The organism is Exiguobacterium sp. s146 (assembly GCF_018618415.1).
Lineage (GTDB): Bacteria > Bacillota > Bacilli > Exiguobacteriales > Exiguobacteriaceae > Exiguobacterium.
Window position 1 is genome coordinate 220,008 of the sequence record NZ_JACSMA010000003.1, and the last position, 23,369, is coordinate 243,376.

19 protein-coding genes are annotated in these 23,369 nt (G+C 53.3%); 9 read left to right on the plus strand and 10 right to left on the minus strand.

All coding sequences use genetic code 11. The features are described from left to right. Positions 1-80 precede the first annotated feature (80 nt). Positions 81-2,138, plus strand: a complete 2,058-nt coding sequence (locus KNP83_RS11620; RefSeq protein ID WP_214762608.1) for a PAS domain S-box protein — start codon at positions 81-83, stop codon at positions 2,136-2,138. A gap of 201 nt (positions 2,139-2,339) precedes the next feature. Then, positions 2,340-3,323, plus strand: a complete 984-nt coding sequence (gene guaC / locus KNP83_RS11625; protein WP_214762609.1) for a GMP reductase — start codon at positions 2,340-2,342, stop codon at positions 3,321-3,323. Positions 3,324-3,353: 30 nt separating this feature from the next. Here guaC and KNP83_RS11630 read toward each other — a convergent pair whose 3' ends face one another. From KNP83_RS11630 to KNP83_RS11640, 3 genes are read right to left on the minus strand one after another with little or no spacing between them, the layout of a single operon-like run. Then, a complete protein-coding gene (locus KNP83_RS11630; protein ID WP_251139351.1) occupies positions 3,354-3,791 on the minus strand; it encodes a GNAT family N-acetyltransferase in 438 nt (145 codons plus the stop codon). Continuing rightward, a complete protein-coding gene (locus KNP83_RS15080) occupies positions 3,791-5,392 on the minus strand; it encodes an MBL fold metallo-hydrolase (protein WP_251139352.1) in 1,602 nt (533 codons plus the stop codon). Before KNP83_RS15080 ends, KNP83_RS11630 begins: the two co-directional genes overlap by 1 nt. A 14-nt stretch (positions 5,393-5,406) precedes the next feature. Continuing rightward, on the minus strand, positions 5,407-8,589 hold the full coding sequence (locus KNP83_RS11640; RefSeq protein ID WP_214762611.1) for a bifunctional diguanylate cyclase/phosphodiesterase: 3,183 nt from the start codon (positions 8,587-8,589) through the stop codon (positions 5,407-5,409). Positions 8,590-8,743: 154 nt separating this feature from the next. On the opposite strand from KNP83_RS11640, the gene KNP83_RS11645 reads away from it, so the two are divergent. Then, the gene (locus KNP83_RS11645) at positions 8,744-9,055 is read left to right on the plus strand and encodes a hypothetical protein (protein ID WP_214762612.1); all 312 of its coding nucleotides are present in this window, start codon (positions 8,744-8,746) and stop codon (positions 9,053-9,055) included. Between the two features lie 41 nt (positions 9,056-9,096). Here KNP83_RS11645 and KNP83_RS11650 read toward each other — a convergent pair whose 3' ends face one another. After that, positions 9,097-10,089, minus strand: coding sequence for an LLM class flavin-dependent oxidoreductase (locus KNP83_RS11650; protein ID WP_214762613.1), 993 nt, complete (start codon positions 10,087-10,089; stop codon positions 9,097-9,099). A gap of 273 nt (positions 10,090-10,362) precedes the next feature. Between KNP83_RS11650 and KNP83_RS11655 the strand changes: the two genes are divergently transcribed. After that, positions 10,363-11,739 carry a YjiH family protein gene (locus tag KNP83_RS11655; RefSeq protein WP_214762614.1) on the plus strand — a complete coding sequence of 459 codons (1,377 nt, stop codon included), beginning with the start codon at positions 10,363-10,365 and terminating at the stop codon, positions 11,737-11,739. Positions 11,740-11,811: 72 nt separating this feature from the next. Beyond that, positions 11,812-12,471, plus strand: coding sequence for a C39 family peptidase (locus KNP83_RS11660; RefSeq protein ID WP_214762615.1), 660 nt, complete (start codon positions 11,812-11,814; stop codon positions 12,469-12,471). Here the strand turns inward: KNP83_RS11660 and KNP83_RS11665 are convergent. Further along, entirely contained in the window at positions 12,459-13,268 is an 810-nt protein-coding gene (locus tag KNP83_RS11665; RefSeq protein WP_214762616.1) for a hypothetical protein, read from the minus strand. The genes KNP83_RS11660 and KNP83_RS11665 overlap by 13 nt on opposite strands. Positions 13,269-13,364: 96 nt before the next feature. Here KNP83_RS11665 and rluF point away from each other — a divergent pair, with 96 nt between their 5' ends. Next, positions 13,365-14,075, plus strand: coding sequence for a 23S rRNA pseudouridine(2604) synthase RluF (gene rluF, locus KNP83_RS11670; protein ID WP_021067926.1), 711 nt, complete (start codon positions 13,365-13,367; stop codon positions 14,073-14,075). A gap of 30 nt (positions 14,076-14,105) precedes the next feature. Here the strand turns inward: rluF and KNP83_RS11675 are convergent, their stop codons facing one another. After that, positions 14,106-14,519 (minus strand): hypothetical protein, encoded by a 414-nt coding sequence (locus tag KNP83_RS11675; protein WP_214762617.1) that lies wholly within the window; start codon positions 14,517-14,519, stop codon positions 14,106-14,108. A gap of 120 nt (positions 14,520-14,639) precedes the next feature. On the opposite strand from KNP83_RS11675, the gene KNP83_RS11680 reads away from it, so the two are divergent. Continuing rightward, the gene (locus tag KNP83_RS11680; RefSeq protein WP_214762618.1) at positions 14,640-14,966 is read left to right on the plus strand and encodes a hypothetical protein; all 327 of its coding nucleotides are present in this window, start codon (positions 14,640-14,642) and stop codon (positions 14,964-14,966) included. A 49-nt stretch (positions 14,967-15,015) separates the two neighbouring features. Here KNP83_RS11680 and KNP83_RS11685 read toward each other — a convergent pair whose 3' ends face one another. Beyond that, the gene (locus tag KNP83_RS11685) at positions 15,016-17,637 is read right to left on the minus strand and encodes a S8 family peptidase (protein WP_214762619.1); all 2,622 of its coding nucleotides are present in this window, start codon (positions 17,635-17,637) and stop codon (positions 15,016-15,018) included. Between the two features lie 224 nt (positions 17,638-17,861). Continuing rightward, a complete protein-coding gene (locus KNP83_RS11690; protein WP_131472002.1) occupies positions 17,862-18,611 on the minus strand; it encodes an SDR family NAD(P)-dependent oxidoreductase in 750 nt (249 codons plus the stop codon). A 122-nt stretch (positions 18,612-18,733) separates the two neighbouring features. Between KNP83_RS11690 and KNP83_RS11695 the strand changes: the two genes are divergently transcribed. Then, a complete protein-coding gene (locus KNP83_RS11695) occupies positions 18,734-19,360 on the plus strand; it encodes a TetR/AcrR family transcriptional regulator (RefSeq protein ID WP_214762620.1) in 627 nt (208 codons plus the stop codon). Positions 19,361-19,386: 26 nt separating this feature from the next. On the opposite strand, the gene gloA2 is transcribed toward KNP83_RS11695, so the two are convergent. Further along, positions 19,387-19,767 carry an SMU1112c/YaeR family gloxylase I-like metalloprotein gene (gene gloA2, locus KNP83_RS11700; RefSeq protein WP_214762621.1) on the minus strand — a complete coding sequence of 127 codons (381 nt, stop codon included), beginning with the start codon at positions 19,765-19,767 and terminating at the stop codon, positions 19,387-19,389. Between the two features lie 278 nt (positions 19,768-20,045). Here gloA2 and htpG point away from each other — a divergent pair, with 278 nt between their 5' ends. Further along, positions 20,046-21,914, plus strand: a complete 1,869-nt coding sequence (gene htpG / locus KNP83_RS11705; RefSeq protein ID WP_214762622.1) for a molecular chaperone HtpG — start codon at positions 20,046-20,048, stop codon at positions 21,912-21,914. A gap of 94 nt (positions 21,915-22,008) precedes the next feature. Here htpG and dcm read toward each other — a convergent pair whose 3' ends face one another. Further along, positions 22,009-23,343 (minus strand): DNA (cytosine-5-)-methyltransferase, encoded by a 1,335-nt coding sequence (dcm, locus tag KNP83_RS11710; protein WP_214762623.1) that lies wholly within the window; start codon positions 23,341-23,343, stop codon positions 22,009-22,011. Between the last annotated feature and the right edge of the window lie 26 nt (positions 23,344-23,369).

Consider the following 23,369-nt stretch of genomic DNA (forward strand, 5'->3'; position numbering starts at 1 on the left):
AATGTTCACACATTTTGTCACGACTTACGGTAATATGAGAATGACGCGCCGAAAAGTTTTTGATTGAAATGAGGGACATGATGCACGCCGACCAGACCATCCAACACTATTCCTCCGTCCTGCTCCGTACGTTCGACAAAATCTCTGATTTTGTCTTCTTCATGGAAGTGGACGGTTCAACTTATCGCTACGTATTTGTAAACGAACCGGGAAGACAGGCGATTGGCTGGACCGAGGCCGATATTGGGAAACGTGTCGAGGACATGGTGCCCCCCGAGACGGCCGCTCTCGTCACGCGTCATTATGACGAGGCGGTGCGAGAACGAAAGAGCCTCATCTTCGAGGACTATCGCCTAGTCGAACCGTCTTATACGACAGCCCCCGTCTCGCATGAGATCCGTTTGCCCGTTCATTACTATGAGTCCGAGGTGACGCCGGTCTTCGATGATGCGGGTGCTTGCACTCACGTCATCTCGGTCGTCCGGGAAGTAACGGAACGGAAACGTCGTGAACTCGAGCTGTCCATCTTGAAAGATCAACACGAATCGCTCCAACGGTATTCACCGCACGGCATCTTCGTCCTCGACGAAGCGTTTCGCGTCCAATCGGTCAATCCTGCCGTCACGCAGATTACCGGTTATGAGGAAGCCGATTTGTTGGGACAGTCCTTTTTGTCATGGTTGCCGGAGTCAGAACGGCCCCTTGTCGATAAAGGTCTCCGCTTTGCCTTGTCCGGCACGCCGCACAAATACGGGATCACCGCTCCCCAAAAGACTGGAAGCTGGCTCGATTTGGCCATCTTGAACATCCCGATTGAAGTCGATGGGCACATTACGGGACTGTTCGCCATCATTATCGATCACACTCCGGAGAAGAACGCCGAACGGGCGACCCAGGAGAGCGAGCGCCGTTATCGTCAACTGATCGAGACGATTCCTGAAGGCATCATCGTGCATAAAGACGGGATGATTCTGTATGCCAACGCCCTGGCGCTAGAAACGATTGGCGAGACATATATCGAGAGCGAATCGATTTTCGCTTTCGTCGCCGCGGAATATCATGAGACGACCAAGGCGCGCCTTCACGCGTTGCGCCAGGGCAATCCGGTCCAAGATACCGAAATCGTGCTCGTCACCCCGGCCGGACGAAAACTGCATATGGATATCGGCAGCCTGTTAATCGATTACGAAGGAACGACCGCCGTCATGACCTTGTTGCGTGACGTGACCGAGAAGCGCGAGATGGAGCGGGCGCTTCACCAGAGCGAGACGCAATATCGTCTCATCACGGAGAATATGAGCGACCTCGTCTGTATCCTCGAGCGTGACGGTCAAGTCCGCTACGCTTCGCCGTCCCATCAAACCGTGCTCGGATACACCCCGTCGTTTTACGAGGGCAAAAATATCCTCGATTTCATCCATCCGAATGATGCCGAACCGGCGAGACAACAACTTCGGACGATGACAGCGACGAGCGAGCCGCTCACCCTCGAATTCCGTCATCTGCACCACGATGGGCGTTGGATTTGGCTCGAGACGAAGATTCAAGCGATTTATGACGATACCGGGCAACTGCTTCACTATTTGACCGTCACGCGTGAAATCATGAAGCGGAAAGTGCTTGAAAAGCAGCTCAAGCATCTGGCCTATCATGATACGTTGACCGACCTCCCGAATCGGCGCTATTTCCTTGCCTACTTGGAAGAGACGGTGGCCCGATTCGCCGAAGAAGACGAGTCACTCGCCGTCCTGTCGCTCGATATCGATTGTTTCAAACAAATCAACGATACGCTCGGTCATGACGTCGGCGACGAACTGTTGCGCCAATTCTCTACGCGTTTGACCGATGTGTTGCGAAACCAAGACGTGATCGCCCGCTTCGGCGGGGATGAATTCTCGGTGCTCATCCGCTACACGGAAGCTGAGGCGCCGAAACGAGTGGCTGAGAAACTCGTGACCGCCCTTCAACGCCCGTGGCAGATAGAAGAGCATTCATTCGTCACAACATCGAGCGTCGGCGTGGCCCCTTACCGACCGGGCATGTCGACGAAACTGTTGCTCAAACAGGCCGACTTGGCCTTATATCAGGCGAAAGCCAACGGCCGCAATCAATACGTCGTGTTTGAAGACCGCTCCTAAGCGGTCTTTTTTTCACGTGAAACAACTCGAGTCCAGCCCTAAATCCGAACATTAATCTGTTTAAAATGTTAAATATCAATTATTTTCGTATTTTTTCATCATATTCCTTTGACATCTATCGTGATTTACGTTACATTACCGAATGGGCGAAGTATTTACCATTCAACAAATCAAATTGTTCGTAAATAGGGGTGTGACAACATGGATAAAGTATTTGATTATGAAGATATTCAATTGATTCCCGCAAAATGTGTCGTGGACAGCAGATCCGAATGTGATGCGAGCGTGACGCTCGGTGGCTTCACGTTCCGATTGCCGGTCGTTCCAGCCAATATGCAGACCATCATCGATGAGAACGTCGCTCGGTCGCTTGCCGAGAAGGGCTATTTCTATATCATGCATCGCTTCAACCCAGAGACGCGACTTCGGTTCATCGAGGACATGCACGGGCGTGGCTTGTATGCATCGATCAGTGTCGGTGTGAAAAAGGACGAATATCGCTTTGTCGAGATGCTTGCGGAAGCCGGACATACGCCGGAATTCATCACAATCGACATCGCGCACGGTCACTCGAACGCGGTCATCCGGATGATTCAACATATCAAACACCATCTTCCAGGTTCGTTCGTGATTGCCGGAAATGTCGGGACGCCGGAAGCCGTCCGCGAACTCGAACACGCCGGGGCGGATGCGACAAAGGTCGGCATCGGTCCAGGTAAAGTCTGTATCACGAAAATCAAGACGGGCTTCGGCACGGGCGGATGGCAACTTGCCGCGCTTCGTTGGTGTGCCAAGGCAGCGACGAAACCGATTATCGCGGATGGGGGCATCCGGACACACGGCGACATCGCCAAATCGATTCGATTCGGGGCATCGATGGTCATGATCGGTTCGCTGTTCGCGGGCCACGACGAGTCTCCGGGTGAGACGTTCGAACAGGATGGGAAGTTGCTCAAAGAATACTTTGGGTCGGCGTCTGAATTCCAAAAAGGGGAACGGAAAAACGTCGAAGGCAAGAAAATGTTCGTCGAGCATAAAGGGGCGCTCCAAGACACGTTGACCGAGATGGAGCAAGACCTCCAATCGGCCATCTCTTACTCGGGTGGGGACAATCTCGATGCGTTACGCACCGTTGATTACGTCATGGTGAAAAACTCGATCTTTAACGGGGATAAAGTATATTAAAAGAAGGCGACTCGCGTGAGTCGCCTTTTTTTAGTCAGCCGTCAGCTGCTTCGTCATCATATAATAGTCCGATTCCGGCGGATAATCATGGAGCACGCCGGTGACCTCGTAGCCAAACCGCTCATAAAACGTCTTCGCTTGAAACGAGAACGTCGTCAACTTGACGCGTGTCGCCCCGAGTTCACGGGCCAACCGCTCCCCTTCCTCAAGTAGACGGCTCCCTAGGCCGGTTCCCGCATGCTCTGACGCGACCCATAGCCGGTCCAAGTCGAACCAGCCCCAATAGACGCTCCCGAATAACCCGGCAATCACTTCCCCGTCCTGCTCCACTTTCAGCTGCACGACCGGGACGTCCGCGTTACGGATCTCGCGATGATACACCGAGTGAGCGTCATTGAACGTCCGCAATCGACTCGTCAAAAATTGTTGGAACGCTTCGTCCTCTTCGTGAATTCGTGTGATATCCATCATGTTTCCTCACCCGAACCGTTCACGAAAAACGAAATCAATTCTTGGACTTCCTCGTCGGCGTCCCGACCTGTCAAACGTTCGTATTGAGCGGTGATCGCCTCTTTATTTCCTGGGAAATCGAGAGTGAATCGCGCCAAGTCACGCAAAATATCTCGGTCTTTCTCGTAATCAAGACGCGTGACGACACTTCCATGCGACCAGACGTACGCCTCGGCCTCGAACTGATCGAGCACGTCCAATAATCGGAGTGTCTCCCCTACGGTCATCCGCCAAGACGGCGCATACAAGTTCGCATAGAGCGCATCTCCTAAAAACAGGATCTTCTCTTCCGGGACATACATGACGACCGCGTCGGCAGCATGGTCGCCCCCGACATGTGTCAAGACGACATGCACGCCACCGAGGTCGAGCGTGAGCGTCTCGTCGAACGTGATGGTCGGCAAGACGACCCGAATCGATTGATCGGTCCCGTACTCGATCTGAATCGCATCTGCGCAAAACGCGATCTCGCGTCCGTCTTCAACACGTTCGGCTAAGGAAGCATCATCCCACGCGTAGGGCAACAATCGTTCTATCCCGGCCTTTGTCGCCGTGCTCGCGATGGAGACGGTGTCGGTCAGCGCCGACAATCCAAAGATATGATCCCAATGCCAATGCGTCAACGCGACGAGTGACGGTCGCTTGATGCCCCGTTCAGCCAAGACGTCTAGAAATAAAGTCGCGTGTGCTTCAGAATTCCCTGCATCAATCATGAGCGTATGGGTATCGCCGACGACAGCCCCTAAAATGGGACGGTCGGTCTCCGCGACCGGGTCCATATACCAAAATCGGTCCGAATGTTGTTTAAGTGTCTGCATGACGCTCCTCCTCTCTCTTCGGTAATGCAGCGAACGCTTCGAACGCCCCTCATCATTGACGAGTCGAATCGTCCGGAGCGGCAAACGTGCTAACAAGTTCAATTCACGCCGTTGCCGCTCTGTTAACAGTCGAATCGTACCATCGATCCCGCTCAAGCCGTTCGCCTGAGCATAGGCGCGAGCCGTATAGTACTTGACGAACCCCCGTTGCCAGTCGATAGGCCGTTCCCCATAAACTTCGCGAAACACGGTCGGCACGTCGGCCGTCTCCAAATAGACGACGGTCGGTTCGAGCGGGGCCAGTAAGCCCGCCACCGTCTCGACATAAGCCTCGATTTGTTCGTTCGGGACATCTTGGGCCACCATGCCGATCGTGAATGGGTTTTGTAGGAGCGCACATTCGAATACGTATACGTGATCCGCCTCCTTGACCCGTTCCACGAAACGATGCCAGCGCCCGACCATCAAGTCGACATGTATGTCGAACGGCAATTCATAGACGTCCATCCCAGCACAATGTTCGTTTGGACCATATCGCACGAATCGACCGGCTCCGTCTTGATCGATGATGTCGCCTTCCGTCTCGACGCCTGCCTCGACCCAATACACGTCGTGGACATCGACCGGATGTGCCGCATCGATTTCCGAATAGAACGTATAGCCCGTTGTCGCAACGAGTGATTCCGCGAACGTCGTCTTCCCACTCCCCGGTAATCCTTCAATCAGCCATAGTTTGCTCATAGGGTGCCTCCGAATCAAGTCTCTTGATGCGAGTCGTACACATAATACCCATTCCCGCCACAATTTTTAGCGACGTACATCGCCGCATCCGAATGATGAATCATCGCATCGAGCGAAGCGTGGTCTTCTGAGCACGCGACCCCGATACTGGCCGACAACCTCAAGGACAAGCCATCCCCGACATTCATTTCCTGGGAAATAAGACGATTTAACTCGTCAAACCGCTCTGTCCCGAGCACGTCCTGCCCGGCCTCGATGACGATTAAAAATTCGTCGCCTGCGAAGCGATACGCCTTCCCGTCATACGTGTGACTGAACGAGCGAATGCGTCGTGCCGTCTCGATGAGCACTTCGTCCCCAATCAGGTGACCATAGGAATCGTTCACTTGTTTGAAGTCATCCAAATCGATGAACAACAGCACGACCGATTGCTTCCGATTCATCTTTTGTCGCATGTCGGTCATGAACGAGTGACGGTTCGCCAGTTTCGTCAGACTGTCTTGCGTGATGAGTTCGATGACTTCCTGATGCTTCCGTTCACGCCGAATCTCATTCTCCATCCACCGGGTCACGAGCAAAATCGTATCTGTCATCTCGTTGATGGTCGAGGCGTCGACGACGTCATTCAAGTTACCTTGTTCGGCCAAGAAAACGACCCAAGCGAACGTCTTGCCATCATTGGCCAAAGGCAGGCTGATCATCGAGGCAAACTCGAGTCCATCGATCACGAGTTCGTCTCGACCCAGTTTTTGATGTCCGATCGTCATCAACGTATGAAGGTGTTGCAGCGCATCGCTCGTCCAGTCGAGTTTACCTTCCCCGTCCTCGGACAAGACACGATATGTCGATTCCGTCGAGAAGATGACGGCATGCGAATAACCGATCCAGCTACGGAGCACGGTCTGAATCCGCTTCAGTTTATCACCGAACGGTTCATGGAGCGCCGTCACTTCATATAGTGACTCAAGCGTCTGTTGCCGCTGTGCCTGCGCCCGTGCTTGTTCCGTCAACTCGATTTCCGCCATGACCCACCGCGCGAAATCTTCAAGCGACTGCAACGCTGCCTCGTCAAAAGAACGGGCCTGTTCGTCCGTCACGCAAAGCGTGCCGATGACATGTCCGCTTCGTGTCGTGAGCGGTACACCGGCGTAGAAGCCGAGGTTTTCCAGCAACGGATTGTTCGTCCCGGCCTCAGACGTTCGCACGTCCTCGATGACGACCGACGATTGACCCGTCACGACCCGATCGCATAGTGTCCATTCCCGGTCCACGTGTGGGCTCTCAAGCGTCGGACCCGCACACGACTTGAACCACTGTTGGTCCGTCGTCAAAATCGAGATCAGTGCGACCGGCATGTTCAGCGTACGAGCGACAAGTCGCGTAATTCGATCATAGCGTTCTTCCCTCGGGGTGTTCAAAATCTCAAGGCGCAGAATCGTCTTCAATCGCTCGGCTTCTTGGTCATCGAGCACCATCGACGGCGAAGTCGTGGCCAACTCGAGCTGACGTAACGCCGCATGTTGATAGACGAGCGCATCGAGCGCCTGTTGGAGATCCGTCAACGGAAGCGGACGACTGAAGAAGTACCCTTGAATCACATCACAACCGAGCTGTTCCATCACCCGGTACTGTGCCTCCGTCTCGACTCCCTCGGCCGTGACCTCTAGGTTCAATTTTTTAGCGAGCGAGACAATCAGTTTGACGATCTCATACTCTTTCAAGCCGTTGTCTTTATCCAATTGACTGATGAACGAGCGGTCGATTTTAATGCCGTCAATCTCAAACATCTTCAAGTAATTGAGCGACGAGTAGCTGACCCCGAAATCGTCAATCAGCACACGAAATCCTTTCGTCTTCAAATAGTCGACCGTCTGAATGCCGAGGAGCGGTTCTTGCATGAGCGTATGTTCCGTGATTTCAAATTCGAACTGTTCGGGTCTTAAGCCGTATGTCGCGAGCACCTGCAATAACTGCTGGATGTAGTCTTGCCGGAACAATACCGGTGACACGTTGACCGCGACCCGTCGTCCTTCGAACAAGTCCGGCTGTTCCATCATGTCACGACAGACATGATCGAAGACGAAGCCAGTGATGTCTTCAATCAACAGCGACGTTTCGGCGATCTTAATGAACGTCTCCGGTGAAACGTTACCGAGCGCCGCACTATGCCAGCGAACGAGCGCCTCGAAATGAACCATCCCGTCCTGACACCCGATTTTCGGTTGATACACGACGCTCAGTTCGCCTGTTTTCAAGCCTTTGATGAGCTCCATCTCAATCGTCATCTCATCGATGTAATGTTGGACGTAATCATCCTTCTCGTACACTTTAATCATCTGCTTGCCCGCTTGCCTCGCTTCAAGGAGCGCCGTCGATGCGTTCATGATGACCCGGTCGGCGTCCTCGCTCCCTGCGCTGATTCCGAGACAACCGGATAAGGCGAACTCCGTCTCGGCCACTTGATACGTGTACGCCGCGATGGCCGCAAGCAATCGTTCCCCATGCATCGTCGCCGTCTCAATTGAAGTGTACGGCAGCACGGCGATGAAGTCTTCCCCGTCCACGCGCCCGATAATCGAGCCTTTCGGCAACAGGTCCGACAAGTGCCGCGTCATCTCTTTAATCAGGCGATGGGACTGCTCCACCCCTTGCAGCGACAAGATGATTTTAAAGCGGTTGATGTGCAGCCGCATGACGCTCGTCGCTTCCGCGCCTCCCCGTTGCGAGAACAGTTTCTCAAGCTCGAGCTTCACTTTCATCAAGTTCGGCATCCCGGTCAAATAATCGATGTTCTCGATGCTACTTAATAGTTTCATTTCTGCTTCTTCTGATAAATCAGTCGTCAGTCCCAACACATAGCGCACGTTACCGGCCTCATCTTCGAGCGGCATGAGCACAGAAGAGGCAAATCGGGCCGTATTGGCCTCGATGTTCATCTGCGACATGAAATAGACCGGCGCGTGCGTCGAGACGACTTCGTCATAATGCCCAATCAACTCGTTGGCGACATCGACCGCATACATATCGTGTAAATACAGACCACTCACATCGTCCGGGAGTGAGGACGCCAGTTTCCCCTGTTCACTGACGCGTGCATATCGATATCCCTCAGGCGTCACTTCCATCAAAAACACCATCCGGTATAACTGAACGAATACATCAAACAAATAGTGCGGATCGATTTTCATCTGTTGCATACTGTACCTCCAGGCAATCTCCGTTTCTTCTAGTTTAGTGGTTTTAGCCGGTCATGTTCACGAAACCGTTTAAAAAAAGGGGAAGACGTTTTTACTGAGCGGTCAATAATCGGGTATAGATAAGTAACAGTCGCAAAAAGCGAGGTGAACCATCATGCTCAGTCGAAACGTCTATCCACAGACACGACCTGGAAAATGGTCGGTCCTCTTGTTTCTTGCGGTGTTCTTGCTCTTACTCGTGTCTGCCCTCATCGTCCAATCCGCTCAACCGTTAAACGTCGACACGATCTTCGACAACACGTGGGCGGCTATCGTCTCGATGTTGGCCATCGCCGCCGCACTCGGTGCGTTCGTCGTCGGGATATATACCATCCTGCGCAATCACGAACGCTCGGTCGCCGTCTTCGTTACCGTCTCGCTCGGTGGACTTGTCGCGTTGTTCGTGCTCATGCAACTGTTCCTGTAACCGACAAACGCACCTTTCCGTTAGGAATAGGTGCGTTTTCGTCATAGAAGTTCTTTCGCGAGCAACCGATAGACGTTCAAGCGGTTCTCTTGTGTATGCTGGATGCTGCAGATCATCGCCTCATCAAATCCATAATGGGCCGATTCTTCCTGCAGTTGCGTCGCAATCTGCTTCGGTGTCCCGACGAGATGGATTTTTCGGTTGTTGGCGATTTGAATCTTGTCGATCTCGGTGAGCGGATAGTCGTGTGCCGCCTCCGGGCTCATTAATTGGCGGAGCTGGCCTTTCATCAAAAACAGGCGCGATAAATCTGACGGACGAGCCAAATACTCGGCCTCTTCTTCCGTCTCAGCCGTCGTCACGAGATACGTGACGCTGATGTCCGGCTTCTCCATGAAAGCGGATGGGGTGAAGTGCTGACGATACGCGTCGAGCGCCGCGACACTCAATTCCCCATTGAAGAATTGGGCGAATGAGTAGCCGAGCCCCATCCGTCCTGCTTGGATGGCGCTATTCCCGCTCGACCCGAGGAGCCATGCCTCAGGGAGCGTGACGCCGGTCGGAGCGGCCGGTGTATTCTTGTACCACCGTTCCTCCGGCGTCTCATCGTTGATGAGTTGAAGCGTCGTCCCGAGCTTTTCATACAATCCGTCCATCATCGGCTTTTGTCCTTGCGACATCGCGTAGATGGCATTGGCATCCCCACCCGGTGCCCGTCCGACCCCGAAATCGATACGTCCCGGTGCGAGCGCACTGAGCGTCTTGAACACTTCGGCCATTTTAAGCGGGGAATAGTGCATCATCATGATGCCGCCCGAGCCGAGACGAATCCGTTCTGTTTTCGCCGCAATATAAGCCGCAACGACTTCCGGAGCCGAGCTGGCAAACGACATGCCACCGTGGTGTTCAGCCATCCACATCCGGTAATAGCCGAGTTCTTCTGCCAATTGGGCCAGTTCGACCGCGCTTTGTAACGCATGTTCTGATGTATGTCCGGATGTTACCGGCGCTTGATCCAATACACTTAATCTCATCTGTATCGCTCCGTTCCTAAAGTATATATGGTGAATATCTCGATTTTGTAAGACTCGCCGTCATCATACTAAAGTGAGCCGGAGAATACGAATAGTTCGCTCTTGAGAACGCTTTCTTTTTTCAGAAAATTACAACGAGTTGTTGCCTGCTCAATGTTCTCTTCTCTATAATGAACGAGAAGAAGCTATTCCTTCATAGCAATTCACGCAAAGCACGATGGGGACGTGCCAGTGAAGCGCACACTATATTTTCGGGGAAAAGGGGTAAATTGAATGAATCACACACCAAACCGGTCCGGTCATGACGGGCCCAGATTCACATCAGCAGATTACATGAAATTCATCATTCCATCGTTAATCGGGATTCTATTCTTCATCGTTCCAATCCCGTCTGGTGACGGGTTCACCATTCCGGTCGCCTTTTTATCGAACTGGTTGATTGACTTGATCGGCGACATCGTGCCGACACTCGCCGTCATCATGATGGGGATTTCGGTCGTCGGTTCACTCATCACGTACGCGGTCAAACCGGCGTTCATTTTAGAGCGTCCACACATGAGCACGCTGTTCAACGTCACACCGTTCTGGTTCGTGATGCGCGTCATCGGGTTCATCGCCGGTGTCATGACGCTACTCGTCATCGGTCCCGAAGCGATCACATCCGAGTTCACGGGTGGCTTGTTGTTATATGACTTAATCCCGATTTTGTTCGCGACGTTCTTGTTCGCCGGGATTTTATTGCCGCTCCTGTTGAACTTCGGATTGCTCGAATTCGTCGGCACGATGCTCATCAAAGTGATGCGCCCGCTGTTCCGTCTCCCGGGTCGGGCCTCGCTCGATGCGCTCGCATCTTGGGTCGGGGACGCCACGATCGGAATTTTGTTGACAACAAGACAATATGAAGAAGGCTACTATACGAAACGAGAAGCCTCGATCATCGCCACGACGTTCTCGGTCGTCTCGATCACGTTCACGATCGTCATCCTGTCGTACATGGAGCTCGATGCCTACTTCCCGCACTATTACGGGACCATTATCCTGTCTGGGATCGTCGCCGCGCTCATCATGCCGCGCATCTATCCGTTGTCACGTAAGCCTGACACGGCGTATGAAAAGACCGAATTGAAACCGGAAGAACCGGTGCCGGCGAACGTCCCGATGCGCGTCTGGGCACTTCGTCAAGCGTTGCTCAAATCAAAATCGAGTAAAGGTGCCGGCGCCACGTTCAAGGACGGGTTCCAAAACGTGATCGATATGTGGCTCGGCATTTTACCGGTCGTCATGGCCGTCGGAACGATTGCGCTCGTCATCGCTGAACATACATCGCTGTTCACGATTCTCGGCAAGCCGTTCGAACCGATTCTCATGTTGTTGCAAGTACCGGAAGCAGATGCTGCGGCCCAGACGATGGTCGTCGGGTTCGCCGACATGTTCTTGCCGGCCGTACTCGGCAGCGGCATCGAGAGCGAATTGACACGGTTCGTCATCGCCTGTGTGTCCGTCACCCAGCTCATCTTCATGTCGGAAGTCGGCGGATTGTTGCTCGGCTCAAAATTACCGATCTCGTTCTTCGATCTCGTCCTTATCTTCTTGTTGCGGACAATCATCACGTTACCGATTATCGTCGGAATCGCCCATCTCATCTTTTAACGACGCCACGCCCGTTCTCTCATTCCAGAGGACGGGCGTTGTTTGTATAATAAAGAAAAAGGGAGGTGTGTCATGAACGAACATTATGCCGGACAGCTCGAAGTGGCAAAGAAAGGCTACGCTGGAATCATCGATCCGGAGGCATACGTGAACGACCGCTATCACGGCCATTGGACGGTCAAGAACGAGAAGCGCATCAGCGGGGTTCCGGTGCTGCTTCAAAAAGCATTCAATGGCGGCAAGAACAACTGCACGCTCACCTCGATGACGGCCATTTTCCGCTATTATCGGGACCACGGCTATGAGCGCATCCCTGAGGACGTGATCGAGATTCAACGTGACGCGCGCGAGATTGCGCTCGCCCATCAATTCAAGGACGAGAAAGGCACGCCACCGACGCGGATTGCCGCAATCGTCACGAAGCTGTGGGCCCATTACGGTTACGACGGCCACGGCAGTTCGCGTTATCTATGGAAATGGTCGACGTTCGAGCGTGAGCTCGCGGCCGACCGTCCGTTCATCTTGAATATGGCGAACGGCTTTTATAAAAACCACTCCGTCACCGGAATCGGGTATATTATCTTCCAGAAACCCGGCTTTCCCGACGTCATCTTGCTCGAGGTGCTCGACAACCGGTCCCGCGATATTCGCTACATCGATTTCAACGAGTTCAACTTTTGGGGCAGCATCACGCGCGTCCATCCACCTAAGCTAGACGTTCAGACAAAATAACGACGAGCGCTCGTCTCGATGGCTTCCCCGATTCGGATTAGATGCTCGCGTTTCGCGTACGAACCATGATGGAGCCCGAACACGTCTTGACCGTTCCCGAGACCGACGAACACTTCGGACGGTTTGAAATGTAAGCCGATCATCGGGATACCGAGCGTCATGTGATGGCCGAGCTCGAACCGGGCGCTCGGATACGCCTCGATGATCTCACGATGCGTAAAACCGTCAAACGCTTCGCAGTTGTCCCGTCCGATGATGATCAGACGGGACGGTGCCACATGACGAATCGTCCGTTCCAACAAGTCGAGCGAGGTCGGATGCTCCATCCACTGGCGTCCTGTCCGCAATTGGCCCATCTGACGCCACGTCGCATATTTGAAGAAATCGACATGGAGCGCGGACCCGTCGTAGAACGAGCGTCCCATCCCTTCTAGCAGGGCCTCGAGCTTCGCCCCTCCCGGTTTGCCGAACCAGCTCGTCGTCGCCCGTCCGGCCTCGAAGTAAGCCCCAGCATAGGCAAGCGTCGCGTCGAGCGCCCGTTCGTCTTCGACATAGGCATCGAGCGTTTGGTCACGCCAATAGAATTTTTGCGTTGCTCCGCTTCGAACGGCACCGTCTCGTTCGTAAAACTCGCCGCGCGACGGGTTCGTCCCGACGGTGAGCCATTGTTGCTGCGTCGGTCGCCCATACCATAGGACCGGGGACGCCCCGTCGATCAGTTCCGCCTGAAACGACGACGCCATGAGCGCTTGTTGAAATCGAATCGCGTCTTGCAATAGCACACGTGCCTGATCCATCGTGCCACATCCTCTCTACTCGGTCGTTTCCCGCTTTCAGGCACATGTAAAATACGTTATAGTGAGAGGACGAAGCCAAAAAAAGGACGTGGATCTATGCGTATCAACAAATTCATCAGTGAATCCGGTAAGGCGTCACGCCGCCAAGCCGACCGTCTCGTCGAAGAAGGACGGGTCACCATCAACGGCAAGAAAGCGAAAATCGGCGACCAAGTGAATCCCGGAGACGAAGTACTCGTCAACGGTTCGGCCGCCCGCGTCGCACGAAACAACGTTTATATCGCCGTCCATAAACCGGTCGGCATCACGAGCACGACCGAGAAGAAGGTCAAAGGCAACTTGGTCGACCTCGTCAATCACCCGCTCCGCATCTTCAATATCGGTCGCCTCGATAAAGATTCGGAAGGGCTCATCTTGATGACGAACGACGGCGATATCGTCAACGAGATTCTTCGCGCCGAGGGCGAGCACGAGAAAGAATACATCGTCTCGGTCGATAAGCCAATCACCCCGGAGTTCGTCGAACAGATGGAAGCCGGCGTCAAAATCCTCGGTCAGAAGACGTTGCCGTGTAAAGTCCACCAACTGTCGAAGTTCGATTTCAACATCACGCTGACGCAAGGGCTCAACCGCCAAATCCGTCGGATGTGTGAAGCGCTCGGTTATGAGGTGTACCGCCTTCAGCGCGTACGTGTCATGAACATCACGCTCGGCAAGCTCCCGCCCGGACAATGGCGCGACCTGTCGAAAAAAGAGCGCGAGCAATTGTTCCGCGAATTGAATTACGAACCGAAAGAATGGTATTAAAACAAGCCCAGACGCTTTTGTCTGGGCTTGTTATCGTTCATAGAGCGATGCGACATGATCGGTCTCGCGTCGGATAAAGCGTTTGAGTTGGGCGCATAAGTCATCGAGTTGCCCCATCGTCGTCTCGAACGAGAACGTCGCCTTCATATCTCCGCCATCGCCTCTCATTTGTTCAGATTCGACATCGACCCGAACGGTCCCTCTCGCATTCGCCAGTGCGAACTTCAACGAGACGTGAACGAGCGGAACATCGAGCGCCCACGTCTCGGGTGACCTCCCGTTTCGTGCATTGAACGCCCGTAACGTGGAGACGAGGGATTCGATGTCGGTGTCTGTGACATATTCGTCCACCGTGACCTCGCACCACTTCGCTTTCAGCGTCAATACGACTTCCATTTCTAAACCGTCTTCCCAAATCCGTCTCAGTTTGAACTGTTCGACCATTGCTATCCCCACTCTCTCATTTCGACTATATCATGTCGTTTCCACGAAACTCGTCAACTTTTCATTAAAACGGGAATAGACCTATACAGATGATTTCGTAACGAAAAGAGGTGAATCGTCATGAATGGCGCCTTGTTCCCTCGCACCTCGGTCGGTAAGTGGTCCATCCTCCTCATCGGCTTGTTCCTGGCCATGTACGTGCCGTTCCTCCTGCTCGATAACTTCGATACGACCTTCCACTCGACGCTTTGGAGCGACAACGCCGCGAACATGCTTCGGCTCAGCTATATGACCACGTTCTCCGTCCTCGGGCTCGGAGCGTTCGTGACCGGCTGGTGGGCCATCTTGAAACAAAAAGAATACGCTGTGCTCGTCTTCTTCGCGGCCGTCCTCGGCTCCGGACTGTTCGTCCTCTTGGTCATGGAGCTCCTCGGCATCCTCGAGTAGAAGACAAAACAAGGAGTTCGCCGCGGCGAACTCCTTGTTGCTTGCGCACTTATTTGACGATGACTTGCTTCATCTGGCTGGCGCGGCCTTTCGCGTCTTCGATATGGACCGAGAGACGCTCTCCTTTTTTGAGCGTGCGTGTCTTCGTGACGAACGATCCTGTAAGTCCCGTCGTCCCTTTTCCGATGACGCGGCGCTTCGCATCGCGCACGATGACCGTCATCCCAGCGTCGGCGCGACCTGTCACTTGCTTCGCGTTCGCACGCGGCGTCGTGACGACCGGCTGTTTCGGACGGGCTCCTGTTGTGACAAGGAGACGTTCGCTCGAAACGAGCTTGCCGTTGCTGTAGACGACACGAAGCGTCGTGCCTGCTTTTTGTGCTCCGATGTTCAAGGCGACACGAGCCTGTTTCGATGTTCCTGTCGCAAGACGTTTCTCACCGTTATACACCGTCACGTTCGTCCCGCTCTGCACGCTAGCGGCAAATACGGTCGAATTGTCACGGACGATTCCTGGCTTGGCATAGAGACGTAGCATCGAAGCCGCATAATGCACGTTCACTTTGCCGTAGCCACTGATGTAATCATAGTTGAACGGAAGCTCTTCCTCAGACTCATCCATGAAGTAGCTGAGTCCATCTTCATAGCTCATTCCGCCAATCGAATCGCCACCTGAGAAGGCGACTGGTTGCGCTGTACGATGGAGCAACTGACGTACTTCTTCCACTTTGAGTGTCGGACGTGTCGATAACAACAAGCCAACGACGGCCGAGACGTGCGGTGTCGCCATGCTCGTTCCGTCCATATAGACGACGTTACCGTTTGGCACGAGACTCGCGACTTTCGTTCCCGGTGCCACGACGTCGACGCCGTATCCGTAGTTCGAGTAATCCGAGACGATGCCGAACGTGTTCGTCGCACCGACCGAGATCGTGTACTTCGATGAAGCTGGGTATGACAGGCTTGAATCGCCGTCGTTCCCAGTTGCCGCCACGACGACGACACCACGGTCATACGCGTACTTCAACATGTAACCGATTGTCCGACTTTCGCTACCGCCGAGGCTCATGTTGATGACTTTGGCACCCGCATCGACCGCATACTTGATGCCGAGCGCGATTTGTTCCGTGTCTCCCGAACCGCTCGCGTCGAGCACTTTGACCGGGAGAATTGATACGGCCGGCATCATGCCGCGCATCGATGTCCCGTTGTTTTGAATCGCACCGATGACACCGGCGACATGTGTTCCGTGACCGTGGTCATCGATAGCACTGCCTTCCCCGTTCGGATCGACAAAGTTCTTCTCGTTCGCGATATCGACGCGTCCTTTGAAGTCAAGGAGGCGATAATCGACACCCGTATCGAGCACGGCTACTTTGATCGACCGAGCCGGCAAGTTGAGTGCCTCGTAAGCGTCAATGCCGATTCCAGCATCTTGGAATGGCGCCAATACTGATTTCGAGTTGAGTGACCATTGATAATCGTAGCTCGTGTCGGCCATGAACGCTTGATACGTCTGGACCGGCTCAATGAACTCGACGTTCGCATCACGCTCGAGCGTCGACTTGGCTGTCGCTTGTGTTTTCGTGCTCGCCGCTTCAACGTCGACGACCGCGAAGTGGTCACCTGGGCGACCGAGATCGACTTTCTCCGCTGAGACGTTCGACAATGCGTTCATCTTGCCGAGCGATTTGCTCGGTGACGACTTGTATTTGACGATATAACGCGGCGCATCATCAACTTCGATCGATACGCCGAATTTACCCATCACATCTTGGAGCGGGGTTCCCGCAAGCGTACCCGTTCCAAGCTTAGCTGCTACCTTGTCGACTTCTGCTTGCAACGCTGTCGGCACGCTCGACGTCACGAGCGTCTGCAACCGTTCGATTGCGGCTTCATCTGCTTGCGTGAGCGTGTATGACTTGCGATCAACGAGCGCGTTCATGAGCGGTTGTAACGCCTTCAAATCTTTGTACGCTTGTTGGCGTTTCGCACCGTCTTTCACCATCGCTTTGATCAAGTATGGCGACGTCCGGTAGTACAAGGCGGCCAAATCATTGCCTGACTCCGATTGCGCCAACACTTCCGTCTGAATGCGACGGATGAGTTTCAACATCGAGTCGCGCTCCGGTACCGGATTCAAAATTGATTCGACGGCACACATGCCCGCCTCCGTCTCGATGTTTTCATACTTGACCGGCAATTTGACCGGGTTGTAGACGAGCTTGATGTCTGAAGGTGACACCGTCTCTTCTTCCATCATCGGGAGATACTCCACTTTGATGTAGTACGGGCCTTCCCATGCATACGGGAAACGAATCGTCGCCGTTTGCTGTCCCTCTTCTTGTGTCGCGCTCGAACGATACTGCTCGAACGTTTCATCTTTCGCGGCCAAATCGGCACTTGGATAGACCGAGATGTTCGCGAGCTTCGTCGAATCGAACTGAACTTCCATATGCGTCATCGCCGATGGAGTCCCCCGTTCCATTTTGAACCAGTATGTATTCGTGGCGTCTGTCCCGGTTTCAAACGTGACCTCTACCCCTGGGCTGAGCGTCTTCGCCTCTTGCATCCCCGCTCCAGCGTCCGCACTTGCTTGTGGCGGAATCAATGCCAGTACGAGCATGAGCACCGTGACGAATGATAAAATTTGTTTCCATGTTGCTTTCATCTGTTCTCCTCATTTCTATATGTCCAAAGCTTCAACCGACGGATCCGTCAATTCATATATACGTGACAACGGCTTGAAGGTTCCAACAATTAACTACAAAAAATCACTTAATTTCATTATTTTAGGAAACTCTCGATTTGTCTATCTCTAATATGGTTTTTTCGAAAAATAATTTAAAAAACAGGTTAGAGGAAAATTCCTCCGACCTGCATGTATTGTATTGATTATTTTGCTGTGACGCCCCCATCGACCGGAAGCTCGATTCCCGTGATGTGGTTTGCCTCATCCGACGCGAGGAAGAGGACGGCCGTCGCCACTTCTTCAGCCCGACCGAGATTCGGCAACGCGATTTGATTCAAGAAATGTTGTTTATAGTCCGGATGCTCCATATGCGGCGCACTCATCGGTGTCACGATATAACCCGGATGGACCGAGTTGACCCGGATGTTGTGCTTGCCGTAATCGACGGCCGCCGCTTTCGTGAGCGACCGGACAGCTCCTTTCGAGGCTGTATAAGCACCAGCACCAGCCATGCCTGTGAGCGCCGAGATGGATGAGATGTTGACAATCGAACCGCCGCCGTTTTGCTCCATGAGCGGGATCGCATATTGCGTCCCGAGCATGACGCCATCGATATTGATGCGGTATGTTCGCGCCCAGTCTTCCTCCGTCTGGTCTAAGAATGGCTTCGCGAGCGCGATGCCCGCATTGTTGACGAGCACGTCGAGCTTGCCGCATACGGACTGGACTTCATTATAAATGTTTTCCCAATCGTTGCGTGACGTGACGTCGTGTTGAAGCGCGATCGCTTCTCCTCCGTTTGACCGGATCGTTTCTACGACGCGTGTCACCGCTTCAAGATTGATGTCTGTCGCGACGACGGTCGCCCCTTCTCGAGCGAACAGCTTGGCCGTCTCTTCACCCATGCCACTGCCTGCCCCCGTAATGACCGCTACTTTCCCCGTTAACCGCATAATCCCAGCTCCATTTCTTTAAATATGATAGTCTAACTATCATTATAGTAGTCGATGCACATTCGATTCTCAACGAAACTGCCTCGACACGGTATAATAACGAGATACAAAGAGGTGATTTCATGAGTAAACGACAACAAAATAGAGAAGAACGTTTGAATCGCATCATCGAGCAAGCCGAGGTCCTCTTCTTGCAAGACGGATTTGAACGGGTGCAGATGCAGGATATCGCGGACGCGTCCGAGCTCGGGGTCGCGACGCTATTCCGTTACTTTCCGAAAAAAGACCAATTGATCGTCGCTGCGGCCGTTCGCAATTTGGCACCGACGCTCGATGCGTTCAAAGAACTGACGAACCGACCGGGAGATGCCTACTCGCGACTCGAGGCGATTCTCGACTATCTGCTCGACCAACAAGTGAAACGGACGAGCCACTCTCGTTTCCGCGAAGCGTTCGAAAGCTACGCCTCGTTCGTCGCAAGCCCCCTCCCTGGGATTGACGACTATATCGAGTTGCAGCGCGAGATCATGAAGACGCTCGAACCGCTCATCGAGGACGGGAAGACGGACGGCTCGCTGCGGAGCGACCTTGACGTGAAAGCGACCGTCGTCACCATCATCAACGCGTTCGGGACGTTTGGTAACAATATCATTTTGAAGTCTCACATTAGTTATTTAGAGGACGACATCGAGCCCCTCATCCAACAGCGGGTGTTGCGTGAGATGCTCTTGTCGTATGTACGCCCATAATAAAAGCCCCTTCGCGTGAAGGGGCTTTATTCGTGCAGCTCGAGCGGCAGACCGTCCGGGTCGAAGAAGAACGTCATCTTCTCACCCGTGAACGTATCATACCGGATCGGTTCCGATTTTATACCGTGCGTATTCAGTTCGGCGACGACCGCTTCGATGTCGTCGACTTTGAAGGCGAGATGGCGGAGCCCGCACGCTTCCGGGAAGCTCAGCCGTTTCGGACTGTCCGGTTTGATGAACAGCTCGAGCTCGTACGCACCGAGCCGCAGGTCGATCTTGTGGTCGCCTTTGTCCGGACGATGATGCTCGCGGATGACATCGAACCCGAGAATGTCGATGTAGAACCGCTTCGCCTCGTCATAGTTCGAGGCGATAATCGCCACGTGATGGATGGTATGTAATTGCATCATAATCCCCCATATACAAAAAAATGAGCACCTCTCACTAGAGGTGCTCTCGAAAAGTCTACCGCGTCGAACCACGCTCCACAACGTGCTCCCGAAGGAATGTCCGCCGTCTTACATAGACCAGCTCATCGCATGTACTCAACTATAGGCGAATCTTGGCCGTGCGTCAATCTTTTGTTTGAATCGGGTTGACATCTTCCTAAAAATTAGGATAATCAATAGTGTTAGCACTCTTGATATTAGAGTGCCAAAATAGAACAAATTAAAGGAGAACGATCATGACAAAGAAACAGTTTCAAGCCGAATCGAAACGAATTTTAGAGTTGATGGTCCACTCAATCTATACGCATAAGGACATCTTCCTCCGCGAGCTCATCTCGAATGCGAGTGACGCCATCGACAAGATGTATTACCGGGCCCTGTCGGATGAAGCAATCGACTTCAACAAGGACGACTACTTCATTAAAGTCGAGCTCGACAAAGACGCCCGCACGATCACCATCCGCGACACCGGAATCGGGATGACGGCCGACGAGCTCGAATCGAACCTCGGGATTATCGCCAAGAGCGGCTCGCTCGCGATGAAGCAGGCGACGAAGATGGAAGAAGACCATAGCCTTATCGGCCAGTTCGGTGTCGGGTTCTACTCGGCGTTCATGGTCGCTGACCGCGTGACGGTGCGCACCCGCTCAGTCGACAGTGAGCAAGGTTACTTGTGGGAATCGGAAGGTACGGATGGCTATACGATTGAGCCGACAGACAAGGCCGATATCGGGACCGAGATCACGTTACATCTAAAAGATGACACAGACGACGAGACGTACTCGACGTTCCTTGAAGAGTACGAGATTCGTTCGCTCATCAAGAAGCATTCGGACTTCATCCGTTACCCGATCAAACTCGACGTGACGAAGCACCGCCAAAAAGAGGATTCAGACGAGTATGAGGACTATGTCGAAGAAGAGACCGTCAACAGCATGGTACCGATTTGGCGCAAGCGGAAGAGCGAGCTCTCGGACGAGGACTATAAGGCGTTCTATCATGAGAAGCGCTACGGCTATGACGAACCGCTCAAGCACCTTCACTTGAACGTCGACGGTTCGATCCGGTATCAGTCGATTCTCTACATCCCATCGACGGTCCCGTTCGACTATTACACGAAAGAGTTCGAGAAAGGGCTTGAGCTGTACTCGAACGGCGTTTTGATTATGGAAAAATCACCTGACCTGCTCCCGGACTACTTCGGTTTCGTCAAAGGGATGGTCGACTCGGAAGACCTGTCGCTCAACATTTCCCGGGAGATGTTGCAGCAGGACCGTCAGTTGCGTGTCATCGCCAAGAACGTGAAATCAAAAATCAAAGGCATGCTCGAGAAGATGCTCCAAAACGAGCGCCAAGACTACGAGACATTTTATGAAGCGTTCGGCCGCCAACTCAAGTTCGGCGTCTACGACCAGTTCGGCGCCGCCAAGGACGAGTTGAAAGACTTGCTCCTGTTCCACTCGTCGAACGAGAAGAAGCTCGTCACGCTCAAAGAGTATGTCGCGCGCATGAAAGACGACCAGAAGTACATCTATTATGCGACGGGTGAATCGATTCATCGCATCGACCTCTTGCCACAGGCGGAACGCTTGAAAGAAGAAGGGTTCGAGATCCTCTACTTCACGGAAGAAATCGACGAGTTCGCCATCAAGATGCTCCAGTCATATGACGACAAGGAGTTCAAGTCGATCGCGAGCGGTGACCTCGGTCTCGATGATGAGGCGGCCAACTCGCTCAACGAGGACAACAAGGACTTGTTCGCCTTCATGAAACAAGAACTCGGGGATCGCGTCAAAGAAGTGCGCGCGTCGACACGCCTCAAGTCACATCCGGTCTGCTTGACGGTCGCAGGTGACGTCTCGATCGAGATGGAGAAGATTATGAACGCGATGCCGAACGGCGGCGGCATGAAAGCCGAGAAAGTGCTCGAAGTGAACGCCGACCATGCCATCTTCCAGACGCTCCAGCGTGTTTACAAGGAAGACGAGGCGAAAGCAAAACAATATACCGATTTGCTCTATCAGCAAGCGCTCCTCATCGAAGGGTTACCGATTGAAGATCCGGTCGCCTATTCGAACGCGGTGTGTGCGTTGATGGCAGAATGAGTGAAAGGCAGAGGGCGACCTCTGTCTTTCACTCATTAAAGTTGATATGAAAAAATCTCTAGTCACGATTTTTCCCGTCGCGACTAGAGATTTTTTATTTGAAGTTATTATACGTACCTAACAGCTGCATCTGAATCGCTTCCTGCAAAATACCTTTATCATCCTCTTGCTCATGAACCTCTGCGATTCGATGGCTCATCCGCTCAATCAATCCGACGACGAGGGCATTCCCCATCGTGAAGTAACGTTTGCGGTCCGTCATCGTACCCGTCCATCCGTAAGGGAATCCGTTTAGTCCCTCGCACTCTTCGGGACGAAGATAACGGAGTCGTTTCGTCTGTGGATCTTCGATGACATGGCTCGAGCGGTTGCACGTGCCTTCGCTCGTCAACATCGTACGGCCTGGAAGGTCAAGCGAGTCCGGATACGACATACCACCCTCTGCGTACACATACACGTGACCACTTGCCGAGGTCCGCTCGATTTTCTTCGGCCCTTTCAAGTAAGCCAACTCTTCCTGCTCGTTTCGACCTGACTTTTTAATCGTCTCGGTGTCCAAATAATACTGCTCTGGTGCAGGGCCGAACTGCTCATAGACTTCTTGGACCACTTCACCGAGCGTCTTCGGCACTTCTCGTTTCGGTAATGTTTCAATCGTTGTCACCTTGTCGCCCGACATGATTCCCGCATTGCGGTATGTGGCTGAGAACGTATCGGAAATCTCAACGATGTCTTTCGGCAGTTCGAACTGTGAGCCTGGATGTTTCTCGCTCGTTAGTTCATGGACAGGGAATGCCGGTGCGAAGAATCCTGACTCGAGCAACCACTCCTCAGGGTTTGCCTGTTGAGCACGTGCCGAATGATTCAGGTCGGTGCGGGTCGCGAAGATGAAGATGCGACGACGGCGTTGCGCGAACCCATAGTCAGCCGCATTGATGACACGCCATTCGACCGTATAGCCTTGGTCGGCGAACGCACGTAACATGACACTGAAGTCACGTCCCCGTTGTTTGGCAGGCGATTTCATGAGTCGATCAACGTTCTCAAGCAACACGTAAGGCGGTTTCTCCTGCTCGATGATGTTCATGATTTCCCAGAACAAGACGCCCTTCTTCCCTTGGATCCCTTGCTCGTTTTTGAGGCTGCGTGAGACGCTATAGTCCTGGCAAGGGAAACCACCGACCAACAAGTGGTGCGGGCCCGCCTCCATCCACGAGAGGGCGATGTCTTCATTCGAATGTATCCCGCGGTCTTTGAACCGTTCGGCGTAGCAATCGAAGGCCGGTTGACTCTTCGTCGCCGGTTCCCATTGATTGCCCCAAACTACATCGAATTTGTCCGATGTAGGCTCGGCATTCACGTCTTTAATTCCTTCAAGTGCGATGCGGAAACCTCCTACACCAGCAAATAACTCAACTACTTTAATCAATGGGAACACCCTTTCGCATTTTCTAT